Here is a 16,941-nt window from a genome sequence, read left to right on the forward strand (position 1 = left end):
CAGCTGCTGGCCGACCGGGGTTACGACCCGGTGATGGGCGCCCGGCCGCTGCGCCGGACCATCCAGCGCGAGCTGGAGGACTCGCTGTCGGAGAAGATCCTGTACGGCGAGCTCCGCCCGGGGCAGACCGCCACCGTCACCGTCGAAGGGGACGAACTCGTCGTCACCGTGTGTGGAGCTATGGGGATTCGAACCCCAGACCTCCTCCATGCCATGGAGGCGCGCTACCAACTGCGCCATAGCCCCTGATCGCCGCCCGAGCACTCTCGCTCACGACGCTCGGGAAGCATATAGGCCCGGGCGGCCCTACGCATAATCGACCGTCGTACGGCCTCGCGCCCGGCACCGGCCGGAGGGCTGGGCGCAGGCCGCACGACGGGGTCAGAGGCGGTCTTCCGCGGCCTCCGGGCTGTCGTCGCTGCTCACCGGCTCGGGCAGCGTGCCGGCGTTGTGCTCCAGCAGGCGCCAGCCCTTGCGGCCCTCCTCCAGCACCGACCACGAGCAGTTGCCGAGGCCGCCTAGGGCCGGCCACAGGGACTCCGGCAGCCCCAGCATCCCCGCGATGCCCAGGCGTAGCGCGGCGCCGTGCGAGACGACCACGAGCAGGCCGTCCTCGTCGAGCCGGGCGGCCCACCGGCGGATGGCGGCGGAGACGCGCTCCGACACGTCGGGCACCGGCTCGCCGCCGGGCGCCTCCCAGGCGGTGTACTCGCGCGGCCAGCGCTCGGCGATCTGCTGGCGGGTGAGCCCCTCCCACTCGCCACCGCCGCGCTCACGCAGGTCCTTGTCGGCCACCACGTCGATCCCGGTGAGCCTGCCCAGCGCGGCGGCGGTGTCGGCCGCGCGGCTCAGGTCGGAGGAGACGATCATGGTGGGGCGCAGGGACGCGAGCAGCGAGGCGGCCCGCGCCGCCTGGGCGACCCCCGTCTCGTCGAGCGCGATGTCGGTATGGCCCTGAAACCGATGCTCGACGTTCCACAGCGTCTGGCCGTGGCGCCAGCACACGACACGGCGGCTCATCGGCCGGCCGCCGGGGCGAGAAGTCGCGGTCGCCTCACGAGGCGGCCCCGCGGGCTCGCTGGACGGCGGCCTGACGCACGGCGTCGGGCAGCGGGATGGCCGGGCAGTCCTTCCACAGCCGCTCCAGGGCGTAGAAGGTCCGGTCCTCCTCGTGCTGCACGTGCACCACGATGTCCACGAAGTCGAGGAGCACCCAGCGGCCCTCGCGCTCCCCCTCACGACGGACCGGCTTGGCGTCCGTCTCGATCCTCAGGCGATCCTCGATCTCGTCGACGATGGCCCGGACCTGGCGGTCGTTCGTGGCGGAGCAGAGCAGGAACGCGTCGGTGATGACGAGCTGGTCGCTCACGTCGTAGGCGAGGATGTCATCGGCCAGCTTGTCGGCGGCCGCCTCGGCGGCGACCCGGATGAGCTGGACGGCTCTTTCGGATGCGGTCACGATGTGGGTCTGTCCTCCTGTTGTCGCTGCTGTCACTAGGAGGGTTCCCGGTACAGCCCGCGTTTATTGATGTATTGCACGATCCCGTCTGGCACGAGATACCAGATCGGTTCTCCGGACGCCACCCGCTGACGGCACTCCGAAGAGGAGATCGCCAGTGCCGGAATCTCCACCAGACTGACCTTCCCGTCGGGAAGCCCCGGGTCCCGCAGCACATGACCCGGACGGGTACAGCCTACGAAATGCGCGATGGTGAAGAGTTCGTCGACGTTTCGCCAGGAGAGTATCTGGGCGAGGGCGTCGGCGCCCGTGATGAAGTAAAGGTCGATATCCGGCCCGTATTGGCTGGCTATGTCACGCAGGGTGTCGATGGTGAAGGTCGGCCCCGGGCGGTCGAGGTCCACCCGGCTCACCGAGAACCTCGGGTTGGACGCGGTGGCGATCACCGTCATCAGGTACCGGTCCTCGGCCGCGGTCACCGCCTGCTCCGCCTTCTGCCACGGCCGGCCGGTGGGCACGAAGACGACCTCGTCCAGGTCGAAATGGTGGGCCACCTCACTCGCCGCCACCAGGTGCCCATGGTGAATCGGGTCGAACGTACCTCCCATAACGCCCAGCCGCCGTTTCCCTTGGCCGTTCGGCGCATTCATCATGAAACGGACCTTACGCTCATGGCACACAGAACCTTGACACCCCCCTCACCCGCGGCGCTCGCGCGTCCCGGGTCTCCCCGACGTAGCATGCCGGGCATGACGACCACCCCGGATCGCAACCGCGTACAACTACCTGGCATCTCGTCCCGTGCCTACGAACACCCCGCCGACCGGTCCGCCCTGGTCGCGCTGCGTTCGCTGAGCGGGTTCGACACGGTGCTGAAGCAGATGTCCGGTCTGATCAGCGAGCGCCGGTTGCGCCTGATCTATATGGCGTCGGCCGTGCGCACCAGCGACACGCAGTTCCGCGCCCTGCACGACATGGGGCGCGACGCCGCCTACATCCTCGACCTGCACCGGATCCCCGAGATCTACGTGCAGCAGGATCCCACGGTCAACGCCAAGGCGATCGGCTTCGACGACCCCTTCATCGTCGTCACGACGGGCCTGCTCAACCTCATGGACGAGGAGGAGCAGCGTTTCGTCATCGGCCACGAGACGGCGCACATCCTGTCCGGCCACGCGGTCTACCGCACCATGCTGGACATCCTGACCCGGCTCGCCTCCCGGGTCGCCTGGATCCCGCTGGGCTACATCGGCCTGCGCGCGATCGTGGCCGGCCTGGAGGAGTGGTACCGCAAGTCCGAGCTCTCCGCCGACCGCGGCGGCCTGCTCTGCGGCCAGGACCCGGAGGCCGCGCTGCGCGCCCTGATGAAGCTCTCCGGCGGCTCCCACCTGCACGAGATGAACATCGAGGCGTTCCTCGACCAGGCCCGCGAGTACGACACGGCCGGCGACGTGCGGGACGGGTTCCTCAAGGTCCTCAACCTGCTGGGCACCACCCACCCGTTCGCCGTCTCCCGGGTCGCCGAGCTGGACAAGTGGCGCCGCGGCGGCGAGTACGAGCTGATCGTCGGCGGCACCTATCCGCGCCGGGCGGACGACGCCGACGCCAGCATCAGCGAAGAGATCAGGGCCGCCGCCCGCTCCTACCGCGAGTCGTGGTCGCAGTCCCAGGACCCGTTCATCGGCGTCCTGCGCGACGTGGCCGAGGGCGCCGTGCACGCCGGAGAGCGCATCTTCAACCGCTTCGCCCGCCGGGACGGGAGCTGACGGAAGCCGACGGAGACTGACGGAGCCGACCCCCCGCGGCGTGCTTCCGATCGGCCACGCGGCAGTGCGCGACCGATCCCCGCGGGCCGTCAGCAAGGTCAGACGGACCAGCCCGAACCAGAACACGCCAGAACACGTCAGAACAGCAGCGCGATGGCGCGGACGGCCGCCGCGCAGACGGCGACGAAGCCGCCGAGCACGGCGAAGGCGCGCAACCCCTCCTTGCGCAGCCCCGGTAGGGCCGATCCCACCCGCTCGACCTCGCGGCCGACGATCCAGCCGCACACCACACCGAACACGACGCCCGCGAGGGTGACGGGCCCCGGCTTGTCCCACCAGCCGGGGCCGAGATCGGCGCCCGCGGCCGCCCAGAGGCTGAGTCCCGCCGCCCCGGCGGCGGGCACCCCCGGCCACGCCACCGCGCTCACGGCGGACGCGGTGAAGGCGAAGGGGAAGCCGAGCACCCTGCGCGACCACCGCGCCCCACGGGTCCTGTGGTTGCGCACCATCCAGTGCCCCATCCACGCGCTCCGGGCCAGCACGGTGCTGAGCCCGGTCACCCCGAAGGCGGCCGGCGGCCAGATCACCGACCCGACCACGCACGGCACGGCGAGCACCGCCAGCACCATCAGCGCGGGGGTCCCGGCCTGCGTGGGCCCGCCGGACCGCCGCGCCGGACCGTTCCTGCCGCCCCGCGGCGGCGCCGAAGCCGGCCGCCTGCGCCCCTGCCCCGCCTGCTCCTCCACCACCCGCCGCGACCCGTACGAATCCTCCCCCGCCCGCCGCGACCCGTACGAGTCCTCCCCCGCCCGCCGCGACCCGTACGAGTCCTCCCCCGCCCGCCGCGACCCGTACGAGTCCTCCCCCGCCCGCCGCGACCCGTACGAGTCCTCCCCCGCCCGCCGCGACCCGTACGAGTCCTCCGCCGCCCGCCGCGACCCGTGCGAATCCTCCGCGCCACGCTGCGACCCGTGGGAGTCCTCCGCCGCCCGTCGTGGCACCGGCTGGGAGTCCTCGGACGTGCGCCGCTGTCCCGGCTGGGAGTCCTCCGCGCGGCGCGGCGCCGCCTCCTCGGCCGTGCGGCGGTGGCCGTCCTCCGGGCCGCGCCGGTGCGCCGGATCCTCCGCCAGGCGGCGCTGACCGGTCTCCGGCATCGAGTGGTGGGCCTGCCCGGCCGGGGTCTCCCGGGCGGACCGGGCGGCGGCCTGCCGGGCGGGGGCGGCGTCGAGGTGCGGCGCGGCCAGCGGCTCGCCGGAGGCGCCGACGACCGCGGCCGCCGCGCCGCCCGCGTCGTCGAGCACCGGGATCGCGGTGGCGCGGGCGAGACGGGTGAGACGGTCGGCCAGGAGGGCGGCGGTCGGCCGCTTGGACGGCGTGCGGTTCAACGCCGCCTTGATCAGGGGCAGCAGCGCCGCGGGCACCCCGGCGAGGTCGGCCTCGCCGTTGAGGATCGCGTACATCTGCGCCTCGATGGTGCCACGGCCGAAGGTGGGCCGGCCGGTGGCGGCGAAGGCCACCGTCGCCGCCCAGGCGTGCACGTCGGCGGGCTCGCCCACCGGCTCGTCGGCGAAGAGCTCCGGCGCGGCGTAACCGGGCGTGCCGAGGAACGTGCCGGTCATGGTGAGCCGGGTGGCGTCCAGCATATGGGCGATGCCGAAGTCGATCAGGATCGGGCCGTCCGGCCCCAGCAGCACGTTGGCGGGCTTCAGGTCGCGGTGCACCACGCCCGCGGCGTGGATCATGGCGAGCGCGACGGCCATCCGCTGGGCGAGCGCGACCAGTTCGGCGCGCCCGAACGGGCCGCTGCGGCGCACCCGCTCCAGCAGGGTGTCGCCGTCGATGTGCTCCATCACGAGGTAGGGCCGCTCGCCGATCAGGTCGGCGTCCAGCACCCTCGCCACGTAAGGGCTCTCGACCCGGCGCAGGGCGCGCACCTCGCGTTCGAGACGCAGGCGTGCGTCATCGCTGTCGCTCAGCGGGTCGCGGAGCAGCTTGACCGCCACCCGCTCCCCGCGCCGGCTGTCGGCGAGGTAGACCTCGCCCATCCCGCCCCGGCCGAGACGACGAAGGAGCGTGTAGGGGCCGACTCGACGGAGCTTGCCCACACCTCCTCCTCGCCCGGCGCTTCCACAGGGTCCCTAACCCTAGTGCAGCAGCCCGCCCCACACCGGAGCGGCACGCCGAACGTTGAAAGCTCAACCCTCCTTGTTTCCGCCCTCCTCACGGGCCGGCAGGTCGAGCGGCGGCGCGTACGGCGAATCCTGGGGGCCCACGGGGGCGTGCGCATCGCGCAGCGGCCCGCCCGGAGCCGCGTACGGCAGGGCCTCCCCCGACCGCGCCCCCCTGCGCCCGAAGAGCAGGTGGTCCAGGCTGAACCGGCCGGCGCCGCCCGCCGCGAGCAGCAGCGCCGCCGCGCCCAGCGCGGCGATCAGCTCCCAGCCGCCCTCTTTGGCGAAGATCCCGTTAGCGCCGTGCACGAAGGCGACCGCGCCGAAGGTGATCAGCAGGAACCCCACCCCGACCAGCGGCGTGAGCAGGCCGAACAGCAGCATCGCGCCGCCGGCCACCTCGACCGCCGTGGTGAAGGCCGCCGAGAGGTGCGCGAGCGGCACCCCCGACTCGCGGAACGACGCGGCGGTGGCGTCGAGACCGTTGCCGGCCTTCTGCAGGCCGTGCGCCAGGAACACCACGCCGACCACCAGCCGGGCGACCAGGGCGGCGACGTCATACGCGATCCGCCTCACGACCGGCTCCCCACGTCGGCGAGCAGCGCGTCGAGCCGCGCGCTGGGCTCGGCGGTGAGGTCGGGACGGGCCGTGCGCCGCCAGTTGACATGTCCCCGGCGTTCCAGCCAGAGCAACAGGCGATCAGCCCCGAACAGCACCGCCGCGGCGAAGCCCAGTGCGACCACAATCTCCATACCGCTCAGTCAAATACCCCTACCAGGGGTTTTCGCGGAGCGACACGCGATGATTACTCTCCGCTTGCGGCGATGACGGTCCCGGTCGCCGTGCGCAGGTGGCCCTCGCCGGTGTACACCCACTTGGTGGAGGTCAGCTCGGGCAGCCCCATCGGGCCGCGGGCGTGCAGCTTCTGGGTGGAGATGCCGATCTCCGCGCCGAAGCCGAACTCGCCGCCGTCGGTGAACCGGGTGGAGGCGTTGACCGCCACCGCCGCCGAGTCGACCAGCGACACGAACCTGCGGGCGGCCGGCTGGGACCGGGTGACGATCGCGTCGGTGTGCCCCGAGCCGTACTTCCTGATGTGCGCCACCGCCTCCTCCAGCGAGCCGACGACGGCGGCGGCGATGTCCAGCGAGACGTACTCGGTATAGAAGTCGTCCTCGGTGGCCGGCACGACGTCGCCGAACTCCGCGACCCGGGCGTCGCCGTGCACCGTCACGCCCTCCTCCGCCAGCGCCGCCAGGGCGCGCGGCAGGAACTCCGCGGCCACCCGCTCGTGCACCAGCAGGGTCTCCGCGGCGTTGCACACCGAGGGCCGCTGCACCTTGGCGTTGAGCAGGATCGAAAGGGCCAGGGTCAGATCGGCGTCGGCGTCGACGTACACGTGGCAGTTGCCGACGCCGGTCTCGATCACCGGCACGGACGACTCCTCCACCACCGCGTTGATCAGCGACGCGCCGCCGCGCGGGATCAGCACGTCCACCAGGCCGCGGGCCCGCATGAGGTGCTTGACCGACTCCCTGCTCCGCCCGGGCACGAGCTGCACGGCCTCGGCCGGCACCCGCGTCCCGGCGAGCGCGTCCCGCATGACCGCCACCAGCGTGACGTTGGAGTGGTAGGCGCTGGAGGAGCCGCGCAGCAGGGTCGCGTTGCCGCTCTTGAGGCACAGCGCCGCGGCGTCCACCGTGACGTTGGGACGGCCTTCGTAGATCATGCCCACCACGCCGATCGGCACCCGGAGCTGGCGCAGCTCCAGCCCGTTGGGCAGGGTGCCGCCGCGCACCACCTCGCCGACCGGGTCGGGCAGGTCGGCCACCTCGCGCACGGCCTGCGCGATGGCCTCGACCCGCCCGGCGTCGAGGCGGAGCCGGTCGATCATCGTCTCGGCCGTGCCGTCTTCGCGCGCCTTGGCGACATCCAGCGCGTTGGCCTCGACGATCTCCGCCGAGCGCGCCACGAGCGCGTCGGCGATCGCGCGCAGCGCCGCGTCCTTGGGCGCGCGCGGCAGCGGGGCGAGCTCCGCTGCGGCCTCCTTGGCCGCCGTGGCCACGCGTCGGAACTCGTCTGCGTCGGACATGCCTCGCTCCAGACCTAGTGGTAGGACTCCAGTATGACGATGTCGTCTCGGTGAATCAGCTCCCGCTCGTACTCGGGGCCGAGCGAGCTGCCCAGCTCCCTGGTCGAGCGGCCGAGCAGGCCGGGGATCTCCCCCGCGTCGAAGTTGACCAGCCCGCGGGCGACCACCCGGCCGCGCGGGCCGCACAGGTCGACCGGGTCCCCGGCGGCGAAGTCGCCCTCCACCGCGGTCACCCCGGCGGGCAGCAGCGACTTGCGCCGGCCGACGACGGCCTCCACGGCGCCGCCGTCGAGGTGCAGCCGGCCGCGCCCGGTGGTGGCGTGCGCGAGCCACAGCAGCCGGGTGCCGGGGAAACGGCCGTCAGGGTGGAAGAAGGTGCCGATGTCCTGGCCGGCCAGCGCCTGGGCGGCGTGCGCTGCGGCGGTGAGCACGACCGGCACGCCCGCGCCGGTGGCGATCCTGGCCGCCTGCACCTTGGTGACCATGCCGCCGGTGCCGACCTTGCCGCCGGTGCCGCCGAGCTCCACCCCGACGAGGTCGGCCGGGCTGCGCACCTCGGCCAGCCGACGGGCGCCGGGACGCCGGGGGTCGCCGTCGTAGAGCGCGTCCACGTCCGACAGCAGCACCAGCGCGTCGGCGCGGATCAGATGCGACACGAGCGCGGCGAGCCGGTCGTTGTCCCCGAACCTGATCTCGTCGGTGGCGACCGTGTCGTTCTCGTTGACCACCGGCATGATGCCCAGCTCCAGCAGCCGCTCCAGGGTGCGCTGGGCGTTGTGGTGGTGCGAGCGGCGCATCATGTCGTCGGCGGTCAGCAGCACCTGGCCGACCCGCACGCCGTACCTGGCGAAGGAGGAGGTGTAGCGGGCGACCAGCACGCCCTGGCCCACCGAGGCGGCCGCCTGCTGCGTGGCGAGGTCGCGCGGGCGGGCCGGCAGCCCGAGCGGGCCGAGCCCGGCCGCGATCGCCCCGGAGGACACCAGGACGATCTGGGTCCCCCTGCCGTGCCGGGCGGCGAGCACGTCGGTGAGCGCGTCCACCCGGTCCACGTCGATCATGCCCTGCGCGGTGGTGAGCGACGACGAGCCCACCTTGACGACGATCCGCGCCGCGTCGCGGATCAGCCCGCGGTCCACCCCGGCGGGTACGGTCACTGAACGCCTCCCAGCCGGTTGTCCGAGCCGCGCGGCCCCATCCGGACCGCCTCGGCGTTGAGCGTCGGCTGCCAGTCGAAGATGTAGCCGCTCTCCATCGAGCCGATGACCACCTCGGCGCCGGCCGTGGCCCCCGCCTTGACGAGCTCCTCCTCGATGCCGAGCCGCTCCAGCCGGTCGGCGAGGTAGCCGACGGCCTCGTCGTTGTTGAAGTCGGTCTGCCGGATCCACCGCTCCGGCTTCTCCCCGGTGACCTGGAAGGTGTTCTCGTCCACCCGGCGCACGGCGAAACCGGCGTCGCCGAGCTGCCTGGGCCGGATGATCATCCGGGTCGGCTCCTCCACCGGCGCGGCGGCCCTGGCCGCGGCGACCATCTCGCCCATCGCGAAGGACAGCTCGCGCAGACCCTCGTGGCTGGCCGCGGAGATCGAGAAGACCCGCAGCCCGCGCTCCTCCAGCATCGGCCGGACCAGCTCGGCCAGCTCACGCGCCTCGGGCACGTCCACCTTGTTGAACACCGCGAGACGCGGCCGGTCCTCCAGCAGGCCGTACGCCGCCAGCTCGGCCTCGATCACCTCGAAGTCGCTGAGCGGGTCGCGGCCCGGCTCCAGCGTCGCGCAGTCCAGCACGTGCACGATCGTGTTGCAGCGCTCCACGTGCCGCAGGAACTCGTGCCCCAGCCCCTTGCCCTGCGACGCGCCGGGGATCAGGCCGGGCACGTCGGCGACCGTGAAGACGGTGTCGCCCGCGGTGACCACGCCCAGGTTGGGGATCAGCGTGGTGAACGGGTAGTCGGCGATCTTGGGACGGGCGGCCGACAGCGCGGCGATCAGCGAGGACTTCCCCGCGTTCGGGAAGCCGACCAGCGCGACGTCGGCGACGGTCTTCAGCTCCAGCACCACGTCGAGCTCGTCGCCGGCCTCGCCGAGCAGCGCGAAGCCCGGGGCCTTGCGCTTGGCCGAGGCGAGCGCGGCGTTGCCGAGCCCGCCGTGACCGCCCTTGGCGACGACGAAGCTGGTGCCCGCGCCGACGAGGTCCACCAGGACCTCCCCGGTGCGGCCGTCCTTGACCACGGTGCCGTTGGGCACGGTCAGCACCACGTCGTCGCCGTTGGCGCCGTCGCGGTTGGAGCCCTCGCCCTGCCTGCCGTTGGCGGCCTTGCGGTGCGGGCGGCGGTGGTAGTCGAGCAGGGTCGCGGTGTTCTGATCCACCTGGAGGATCACGTCGCCGCCCCGGCCCCCGTTGCCGCCGTCCGGCCCGCCCAGCGGCTTGAACTTCTCGCGGTGCACCGAGGCGCACCCGTGTCCGCCGTCACCCGCTTTGACATGCAGGACGACCTGGTCCACGAACTCCGCCATCTGGTGCCTCTTCCTCCGTGGGCGTTATGCCCTCTACAACGCACAAGGGCGGATCGCTGGAAGGCGATCCACCCCTGTGCTTACGAACGTCTGCCGGTGCGGATCTACTCCGCGGCCGGGACGATGCTCACGGCCCGACGGCCGCGCTTGACACCGAACTCCACGTGGCCCGCGATGAGCGCGAACAGCGTGTCGTCACCACCGCGGCCGACGTTGTCGCCCGGGTGGAAGTGGGTGCCGCGCTGCCGGACGATGATCTCGCCGGCGCCGACCAACTGGCCGCCGAAGCGCTTCACGCCGAGGCGCTTGGCCTTGGAGTCGCGGCCGTTCCGGGTGGACGACGCGCCCTTCTTGTGTGCCATCTCGCAATGCTCCCGAACTCAGGCCTGGTCGATGCCGGTGATCTTCACCTGGGTGTACCGCTGGCGGTGACCCTGGCGCTTCTTGTAGCCCGACTTGTTCTTGTACTTCAGAATGCTGATCTTGGGGCCCTTGGTCTCACCGAGGATCTCGGCGGAGACCGTGAACCTGGCCGCGTCGGTGGTCACGTCGCCCTCGTTGACGACGAGCACCGTCGGCAGCGAAACCGTGGAACCGACCTCACCGGCGACCTTGTCCACCTCGAGGACGTCACCGACGGAGACCTTCTGCTGCCTGCCGCCGCAACGAACGATCGCGTACACCGCGGAACCCTTCTTCTGCTTCTTGCTCGCTGGATGCTGCGCCCCGCATCCGGCTACCGTCACTGATGACCGACGAACCGGGTAGGCGCGCGAACAGGGCGCGTCACCGGACGCACCGATTGACTAGGGTACCGGATTCCGGCTGCCCAGGTCGAACCGGACGGAACATCGGGCGTCGACCGCCAGGGAGGTATCCCTAGTCGGACGACTTGGCTCGGCGGGAGCGTCGCCGCCCCCTGCCTGAGGTCTGTGCTGCCTGGTCGTCCTCGGCGGATCCGGGTGCCGGGACATCGTCAAGCGCATCGGTCACGGTATCACGTCCGCTCTGGTCCCCGGCCGCGACAGCCGTACCGTCGCCGTTCTTGGAGATCTTGTCGGCCACGGCCTTCTCGATCGCCATCTTGCCCTGGGTGCCGCGAGGCTCCGGCCTGCCCTCCACCGGCTCGGTGGAGACGTGCAGCCCGCGGCCGTTGCAGCACTCACACGGCGTCGAGAAGGCCTCCAGCAGGCCCTGTCCGACCCGTTTGCGGGTCATCTGCACCAGACCCAGCGACGTCACCTCGGCGACCTGGTGCTTCGTCCTGTCGCGTGCCAGGCACTCCAGCAGCCGGCGCAGCACCAGGTCGCGGTTGCTCTCCAGGACCATGTCGATGAAGTCGATGACGATGATGCCGCCGATGTCCCGCAGCCGGAGCTGGCGGACGATCTCCTCGGCCGCCTCCAGGTTGTTGCGGGTGACGGTCTCCTCAAGGTTGCCGCCCTGGCCGGTGAACTTGCCGGTGTTCACGTCGACCACGGTCATCGCCTCGGTGCGGTCGATGACCAGGGAGCCGCCGCTGGGCAGCCACACCTTGCGCTCCAGCGCCTTGGCGATCTGCTCGTCGATGCGGTAGGCGGCGAAGACGTCGCCGCCCTCCTCCCACCGGGTGATGCGGTCGGCGAGGTGCGGCGCGACGTACTTGACGTACTCGTCGACGGTGTCCCACATCTCCTCGCCCGCCACGACCAGCGAGGAGAAGTCCTCGTTGAACACGTCGCGGACCACGCGGATGGTCAGGTCCGGCTCGGAGGAGAGCAGCTCGGGCGGGCTGGCCGACTTGGCCTTGCGCCGGATGTTCTCCCACTGCGCGGACAGCCGGGCCACGTCGCGGCCGAGCTCCTCCTCCGACGCGCCCTCGGCGGCCGTGCGGACGATCACCCCGGCGTTCTCCGGCATGACCTTCTTCAGGATGCTCTTGAGCCGGGCGCGCTCCTTGTCGGGCAGCTTGCGCGAGATGCCGGTCATGGAGCCGTCCGGCACGTAGACGAGGTACCGGCCGGGCAGGCTGATCTGGGAGGTCAGGCGGGCGCCCTTGTGCCCCATCGGGTCCTTGGTGACCTGCACCAGCACCGACTGGCCCGACTTCAGCGCCGACTCGATGCGCTTGGGCTGCCCCTCCAGGCCGGCGGTGTCGAAGTTGACCTCGCCCGCGTAGAGCACGGCGTTGCGGCCCTTGCCGATGTCCACGAACGCCGCCTCCATCGAGGGCAGCACGTTCTGCACCTTGCCGAGGTAGACGTTGCCCACGTAGGACTGGCTGGCCTCACGGTCGACGTAGTGCTCGACGAGGACGCCGTCCTCCATGACCGCGATCTGGGTCCTGCCGCCCTGCCTGCGGACGACCATGACCCGCTCGACCGACTCCCTGCGGGCCAGGAACTCCGACTCGGTGATGATCGGCGGACGCCTGCGGCCCAGCTCGCGCCCCTCACGGCGGCGCTGCTTCTTCGCCTCCAGGCGGGTCGAGCCGCGGACGCTCTGCACCTCGTCCATCGACGTGCGCCCGGCCCGCGGCGCGCGGATGCGCACCACGGTGTTCGGCGGGTCGTCGGGCGTCGGCTCGGCGGTGTCGTCGCCGCCGCGCCTGCGCCGCCTGCGCCGCCGCCGCGAACCGGCGGACCCTTCGTCGCCCGCCTGCTCGGCGGCCGGGCCGCTCTCGTCCTCGCCGTCGTCATCCGTCTCAGCGGCTGCGTCGGCCCCGTCGTCGTCCTCGGAGCCGTCCTCGGCGTCGTCGCGGTCGCGCGCCTTGCCCCGGCCCCGGCCGCCGCGCCTGCGCCGCCTGCGCCGGCCGCCGGCCTCGTCGCCGTCGGAGTCCTGGTCGTTCTCGATGTCGTCGTCGTCCTCGGCGAGCTCGGCGTCCTCGGCCTGCGCGTCCTCCTCGTGCGAGGACTCGTCACGGACGGGCTGCGCGGGCGGCTGCTGCCGGAACGGGTCGGCGGCGAACGGCTCGGGAGCCTGGAAGAGCGGGGTGAAGACCGCGGAGGGCGCCTGGAAGCTCACCGCGGGCGCGGAGGCCGGCCGGCGCGGGGCGGTCAGGCCGAACGGGTCGGCGAGCAGCCCGGGCCGCTCGGACTCGTCGTCCTCGAAGTCCTCGCCGAAGTCCTCCCCGGCGTCCTCGGCGTCGCCGACGCCGCCGCGCGTGTCGGCGGCACCCGCCGTACGGCCCAGCGGCTCCACGTCGAGGTCCTCGCCGGGCGGCTCGTCGTCCAGCGGCTCCTCTTCGGGCAGCGCGGCCTCCAGCTCGGCGCTCTCCCCCGCCACGGCGCCACCGGGCACACCGGTCCCAGCGGGCGCGGCGGCACCGGCGGACCGGTCCACCGCGGGCTCTTCCACCGTCTCCGCCTTCTTACGGCTCCGCCGCCGCTTGACCGGCTGCTCCTCGGCCACGACCGCCTCGGCCCCGACGGGCTCGGCGGCGGTGCCCGCGGTGAGGTCCGCGGCGGTGCTCACGGTGGTGCCCGCCGTGGTGTCCACGGTGGTGTCCGCGACGGGTTCCGCGCCGCTCGCGGGCGGCGTCGTCCCGGGCGCGTCGAGGGCGGCCTCGGCCTGCGCCTTCTTGCTCGTACGGGTGCGCCGGGTGGTGCCCGTGGTGGTGGCCGTCGAGGCCGTCCTGCGCCTCGTGGCGCGCTTGGGCGCGGCCTCGGGCTCCGCGCCGGCGTCGGGAGCCGGTGCCGTCCCGGGCGCCGCGGCCTCGGCGGCCGAGGCGCCGGAAACCGGCGTCTCAGGGGCCGGGGCGGCCACCTGGGAGGTGTCCGGAGCCGTCTCCGGCGCCGGAGCGGTGCCCGGCCCCGCAGGGGTGTCGGGCTGCGCAGGGGTGTCGGTGAGTCCCGCGGCGCGCTCGGCCTCCTCCGGCGGGGGACCCGCCGGTCGGCTCGCCGCGCGGCGGCGGACTGTCTTCACTGGTTGCTGTTCTGTTGTGTCGCCCTGTGGGCCGTCGGCCCCGGCGATGAGCTCGTTGTCGAGCATGCGGGCGTTCTCCCGTCAGCTCCCGGGCACGTCGCCGCGCCGCACGGGAGCTCTCGTCTCAGTTGTCCGCCGGTGCTCCGTGGAGAACCGGCGCCAAGTCCTATAGGTCGCCGACGACGCGCTCCGTCAGGCCCGGTTCGCCGCCGCGCGTCGGATCGCGGTCCAGGTCGAACGGGTCGGCGGGTTCACCGGTGCTCGCATCGAGCGGTCCCTGCGCCAGCCTGGTCACCTCGGGGGGTGACGGCGGCGCGAAGTCGGCCACAAGACGAAGACCCGTGAGAACATCGTCGGGTCGAACGGCAGGAGTTGCGTGCCGTACGACCATGCGAAGTATGACACATGACCGTCCCGGCGTCTGACCTGCTGTTCTCTCTGTTCCCTCTGTTCCCTCCAGCACCGCCAGGCTCAGCACGGCCCCCCGCGCGTCGAAGCGGCGCATTCCCTTCTTCGTCAGACGCTCGACCTCCACGAGATCGGCGGCGAGGAACTTCTCCACCGCGACCGTGGCGAGGCCGGCGTCCGCCCCCGGCAGTCTCAACTCCCAGTCGGAGCCTTCGAGCCGGTCGGCCAGGCTCCCCGCCCGTGCCTCCACGACGTCGAGCACGTCGAGACCGGGCGGCAGCGATGCGTCCAGCCCGGCGCGCAGCCCCTCGGGGTCACACGGTCTCGTCACGCCGATCTCAAGGTATTCGGCCTCGCTCGCGACGCCGGTCGGCGCCGCCCCCGCATAGGAGATCTTCGGGTGTGGGGTGAATCCCGCGCTGAACGCCACCGGGATGCCGGCACGCCGGACGGCGCGCTCGACGGCCCGTGAGATGTCACGGTGGCTGGTGAAGCGCAGGCGACCGCGCTTGGCGTAGCGCACGCGAAGGCGCTGCGCCACGGGTGCGGGCGGAAGTCCGTCGGGAACAGGTTTCAGTGTGCTGTCGTCCTTCCTTATCGAAGCCCTACGTCACGGTGCGCGTCACGTCTGTTCATCCCAGGATAAGGCCCTGGCCAGACCGGATTCCCACCGCCGCCGCCGGGGTGGCCGGAGGCGGCCGGACCGAGCGCCGGAATGTGTCACAGAACGGTGAGCGGAAGGAGCTTCTTCCCGGTGGGACCGATCTGAATCTCGGTGCCCATCGTCGGGCAGACCCCGCAGTCGTAGCACGGGGTCCACCGGCAGTCCTCCACCTCGCCCTCGCCCAGCGCGTCCTGCCAGTCCTGCCACAGCCACTCGCGGTCGAGGCCGGCGTCGAGGTGGTCCCAGGGGAGCACCTCGTTCTCCTCGCGCTCGCGGACGGTGTACCAGTCGATGTCGATGCCGGTCTCGGCGGCGCAGCGCATCCAGCGCTCGTAGGAGAAGTGCTCGCTCCAGCCGTCGAACCGGCCGCCGGCCGCCCACACGGCCCTGATGACCTCGCCGACCCGGCGGTCGCCCCGGGAGAGCAGGCCCTCCACGATGGACGGCTTGCCGTCGTGGTAGCGGTAGCCGATCGCCTTGCCGTACTCCTTGTCGCCGCGCAGCGCGGCTTTGAGCGCGGACAGGCGGCGGTCGACGACGTCGGCCTCGCACTGGGCGGCCCACTGGAACGGCGTGTGCGGTTTGGGCACGAAGCCGCCGATGGAGACGGTGCAGCGGATGTCGCGGGAACCGGTCGCCTCCCGGCCCGCCTTGATCACCTTCTTGGCCAGGTCGGCGATGCCCAGCACGTCCTCGTCGGTCTCGGTGGGCAGGCCGCACATGAAGTAGAGCTTCACCTGCCGCCAGCCCTGGCCGTAGGCGGTGGTGACGGTGCGGATGAGGTCCTCCTCCGACACCATCTTGTTGATCACCTTGCGCATCCGCTCCGAGCCGCCCTCGGGCGCGAAGGTGAGACCGGACCTGCGGCCGTTGCGGGAGAACTCGTTGGCCAGGTCGATGTTGAACGCGTCCACCCGGGTGGAGGGCAGCGACAGGCCCGTCTGGGTGCCGTCGTACCGGTCGGCCAGGCCCTTGGCGACCTCGCCGATCTCGGAGTGGTCGGCCGAGGAGAGCGACAGCAGCCCGACCTCGTTGAACCCGGACTCGCGCAGCCCCGCCTCCACCATGTCGCCGATCGTCTCGATCGACCGCTCGCGGACCGGGCGGGTGATCATGCCGGCCTGGCAGAACCGGCAGCCGCGGGTGCAGCCGCGGAAGATCTCCACGCTGAACCGCTCGTGCACGGTCTCGGCCAGCGGGACCAGCGGCTTCTTCGGGTAGGGCCACTCGTCGAGGTCCATCACGGTGTGCTTGTGCACCCGCCAGGGCACGCCCGGCCGGTTGGGCGCGACCCGCCTGATCCGGCCGTCGGGGTGGTATTCGACGTCGTAGAACTTCGGCACGTAGACGCCCCCCGACTCGGCGAGGCGCATCAGCAGCCCGTCGCGCCCGCCGGGACGGCCCTCGGCCTTCCACTCCCTGATCACCTCGGTGATCGCGATCGCGATCTGCTCGCCGTCGCCGAGCACGGCGGCGTCGAGGAAGTCGGCGATCGGCTCGGGGTTGAACGCCGCGTGGCCGCCGGCGAGCACGATCGGGTCGTCCTCGCCGCGGTCGGCCGCGCGCAGCGGGATGCCGGCGAGGTCGAGCGCGGTCAGCATGTTGGTGTAGCCGAGCTCGGTGGAGAAGGACAGGCCGAGCACGTCGAAGGCGCGCACCGGCCGGTGTGCGTCCACGGTGAACTGCGGCACGCCCTCGGAGCGCATGAGCGCCTCAAGGTCGGGCCACACCGCGTAGGTGCGCTCGGCGAGCGTCTCGGGGAGCTCGTTGAGGATCTCGTACAGGATCTGCACACCCTGGTTGGGCAGGCCCACCTCGTAGGCGTCGGGATACATCAGCGCCCAGCGGACCTGTGCGTCGTCCCAGTCCTTGACGGTCGAGTTGAGCTCACCCCCCACATACTGGATCGGCTTCTGCACCTTGGGCAGCAGCGGTTCCAGGCGGGGAAACAGCGACTCGACAGACATGC

General features: G+C 72.2%; 15 protein-coding genes, 1 tRNA gene and 1 pseudogene. 2 read left to right on the forward strand and 15 right to left on the reverse strand.

The features are described from left to right. Positions 1 to 153 (forward strand): annotated as a pseudogene (locus QSK26_RS40725) (ClpB D2-like domain containing protein); the annotation flags it as partial. A 20-nt stretch (positions 154 to 173) separates the two neighbouring features. Here QSK26_RS40725 and QSK26_RS40730 read toward each other — a convergent pair. From QSK26_RS40730 to nadD, 4 genes are all read right to left on the reverse strand, one after another. Beyond that, a tRNA-Ala gene (locus QSK26_RS40730) sits at positions 174 to 246 on the reverse strand. A gap of 135 nt (positions 247 to 381) precedes the next feature. Further along, positions 382 to 1,020, reverse strand: coding sequence for a histidine phosphatase family protein (locus QSK26_RS40735; RefSeq protein WP_285780730.1), 639 nt, complete (start codon positions 1,018 to 1,020; stop codon positions 382 to 384). Positions 1,021 to 1,054: 34 nt separating this feature from the next. Beyond that, positions 1,055 to 1,459: a ribosome silencing factor gene (gene rsfS / locus QSK26_RS40740; protein WP_285780731.1), complete on the reverse strand. Its 405-nt coding sequence runs from the start codon at positions 1,457 to 1,459 to the stop codon at positions 1,055 to 1,057. A gap of 35 nt (positions 1,460 to 1,494) precedes the next feature. Beyond that, complete coding sequence (nadD, locus tag QSK26_RS40745) at positions 1,495 to 2,112, reverse strand: nicotinate-nucleotide adenylyltransferase (protein WP_285780732.1); 618 nt, start codon at positions 2,110 to 2,112, stop codon at positions 1,495 to 1,497. An 87-nt stretch (positions 2,113 to 2,199) separates the two neighbouring features. Here nadD and QSK26_RS40750 point away from each other — a divergent pair, with 87 nt between their 5' ends. Then, a complete protein-coding gene (locus tag QSK26_RS40750; RefSeq protein WP_502888807.1) occupies positions 2,200 to 3,225 on the forward strand; it encodes a M48 family metallopeptidase in 1,026 nt (341 codons plus the stop codon). A gap of 137 nt (positions 3,226 to 3,362) precedes the next feature. On the opposite strand, the gene QSK26_RS40755 is transcribed toward QSK26_RS40750, so the two are convergent. The 11 genes from QSK26_RS40755 to QSK26_RS40805 form a co-directional block, all read right to left on the reverse strand. Then, a complete protein-coding gene (locus QSK26_RS40755; RefSeq protein ID WP_285780734.1) occupies positions 3,363 to 5,330 on the reverse strand; it encodes a serine/threonine protein kinase in 1,968 nt (655 codons plus the stop codon). 90 nt (positions 5,331 to 5,420) lie between these two features. Beyond that, the gene (locus QSK26_RS40760) at positions 5,421 to 5,969 is read right to left on the reverse strand and encodes a DoxX family protein (protein WP_285780735.1); all 549 of its coding nucleotides are present in this window, start codon (positions 5,967 to 5,969) and stop codon (positions 5,421 to 5,423) included. Continuing rightward, entirely contained in the window at positions 5,966 to 6,145 is a 180-nt protein-coding gene (locus QSK26_RS40765; RefSeq protein WP_285780736.1) for a hypothetical protein, read from the reverse strand. Before QSK26_RS40765 ends, QSK26_RS40760 begins: the two co-directional genes overlap by 4 nt. A gap of 53 nt (positions 6,146 to 6,198) precedes the next feature. Beyond that, entirely contained in the window at positions 6,199 to 7,485 is a 1,287-nt protein-coding gene (locus QSK26_RS40770) for a glutamate-5-semialdehyde dehydrogenase (RefSeq protein WP_285780737.1), read from the reverse strand. Between the two features lie 14 nt (positions 7,486 to 7,499). Further along, complete coding sequence (gene proB / locus QSK26_RS40775) at positions 7,500 to 8,639, reverse strand: glutamate 5-kinase (protein WP_285780738.1); 1,140 nt, start codon at positions 8,637 to 8,639, stop codon at positions 7,500 to 7,502. Next, complete coding sequence (obgE, locus tag QSK26_RS40780) at positions 8,636 to 9,997, reverse strand: GTPase ObgE (protein ID WP_285780739.1); 1,362 nt, start codon at positions 9,995 to 9,997, stop codon at positions 8,636 to 8,638. The genes proB and obgE overlap by 4 nt, the downstream gene beginning before the upstream one ends. Before the next feature lie 104 nt (positions 9,998 to 10,101). After that, entirely contained in the window at positions 10,102 to 10,359 is a 258-nt protein-coding gene (gene rpmA / locus QSK26_RS40785) for a 50S ribosomal protein L27 (protein ID WP_285780740.1), read from the reverse strand. A gap of 18 nt (positions 10,360 to 10,377) precedes the next feature. Next, positions 10,378 to 10,680: a 50S ribosomal protein L21 gene (gene rplU / locus QSK26_RS40790; RefSeq protein WP_285780741.1), complete on the reverse strand. Its 303-nt coding sequence runs from the start codon at positions 10,678 to 10,680 to the stop codon at positions 10,378 to 10,380. Between the two features lie 196 nt (positions 10,681 to 10,876). Further along, positions 10,877 to 13,966, reverse strand: a complete 3,090-nt coding sequence (locus QSK26_RS40795; RefSeq protein ID WP_285780742.1) for a ribonuclease E/G — start codon at positions 13,964 to 13,966, stop codon at positions 10,877 to 10,879. Positions 13,967 to 14,066: 100 nt separating this feature from the next. Next, entirely contained in the window at positions 14,067 to 14,831 is a 765-nt protein-coding gene (locus QSK26_RS40800; RefSeq protein ID WP_285780743.1) for a TIGR03936 family radical SAM-associated protein, read from the reverse strand. Between the two features lie 197 nt (positions 14,832 to 15,028). Further along, positions 15,029 to 16,939: a TIGR03960 family B12-binding radical SAM protein gene (locus QSK26_RS40805; protein ID WP_285780744.1), complete on the reverse strand. Its 1,911-nt coding sequence runs from the start codon at positions 16,937 to 16,939 to the stop codon at positions 15,029 to 15,031. Positions 16,940 to 16,941: the final 2 nt, after the last annotated feature.

This window comes from Microtetraspora sp. NBRC 13810 (genome assembly GCF_030268685.1).
GTDB lineage: Bacteria > Actinomycetota > Actinomycetes > Streptosporangiales > Streptosporangiaceae > BSRQ01.

What these genes read in the sequence shown, in the direction of transcription:
- QSK26_RS40795 (WP_285780742.1), bottom strand. Translation starts at nt 13,966, where the DNA reads ATGCTCGACAACGAGCTCATCGCCGGGGCCGACGGCCCACAGGGCGAC.
- QSK26_RS40765 (WP_285780736.1), bottom strand. Translation starts at nt 6,145, where the DNA reads ATGGAGATTGTGGTCGCACTGGGCTTCGCCGCGGCGGTGCTGTTCGGG.
- QSK26_RS40805 (WP_285780744.1), bottom strand. Translation starts at nt 16,939, where the DNA reads ATGTCTGTCGAGTCGCTGTTTCCCCGCCTGGAACCGCTGCTGCCCAAG.
- QSK26_RS40750 (WP_502888807.1), top strand. Translation starts at nt 2,200, where the DNA reads ATGCCGGGCATGACGACCACCCCGGATCGCAACCGCGTACAACTACCT.
- QSK26_RS40770 (WP_285780737.1), bottom strand. Translation starts at nt 7,485, where the DNA reads ATGTCCGACGCAGACGAGTTCCGACGCGTGGCCACGGCGGCCAAGGAG.
- rpmA (WP_285780740.1), bottom strand. Translation starts at nt 10,359, where the DNA reads ATGGCACACAAGAAGGGCGCGTCGTCCACCCGGAACGGCCGCGACTCC.
- QSK26_RS40735 (WP_285780730.1), bottom strand. Translation starts at nt 1,020, where the DNA reads ATGAGCCGCCGTGTCGTGTGCTGGCGCCACGGCCAGACGCTGTGGAAC.
- obgE (WP_285780739.1), bottom strand. Translation starts at nt 9,997, where the DNA reads ATGGCGGAGTTCGTGGACCAGGTCGTCCTGCATGTCAAAGCGGGTGAC.
- nadD (WP_285780732.1), bottom strand. Translation starts at nt 2,112, where the DNA reads ATGATGAATGCGCCGAACGGCCAAGGGAAACGGCGGCTGGGCGTTATG.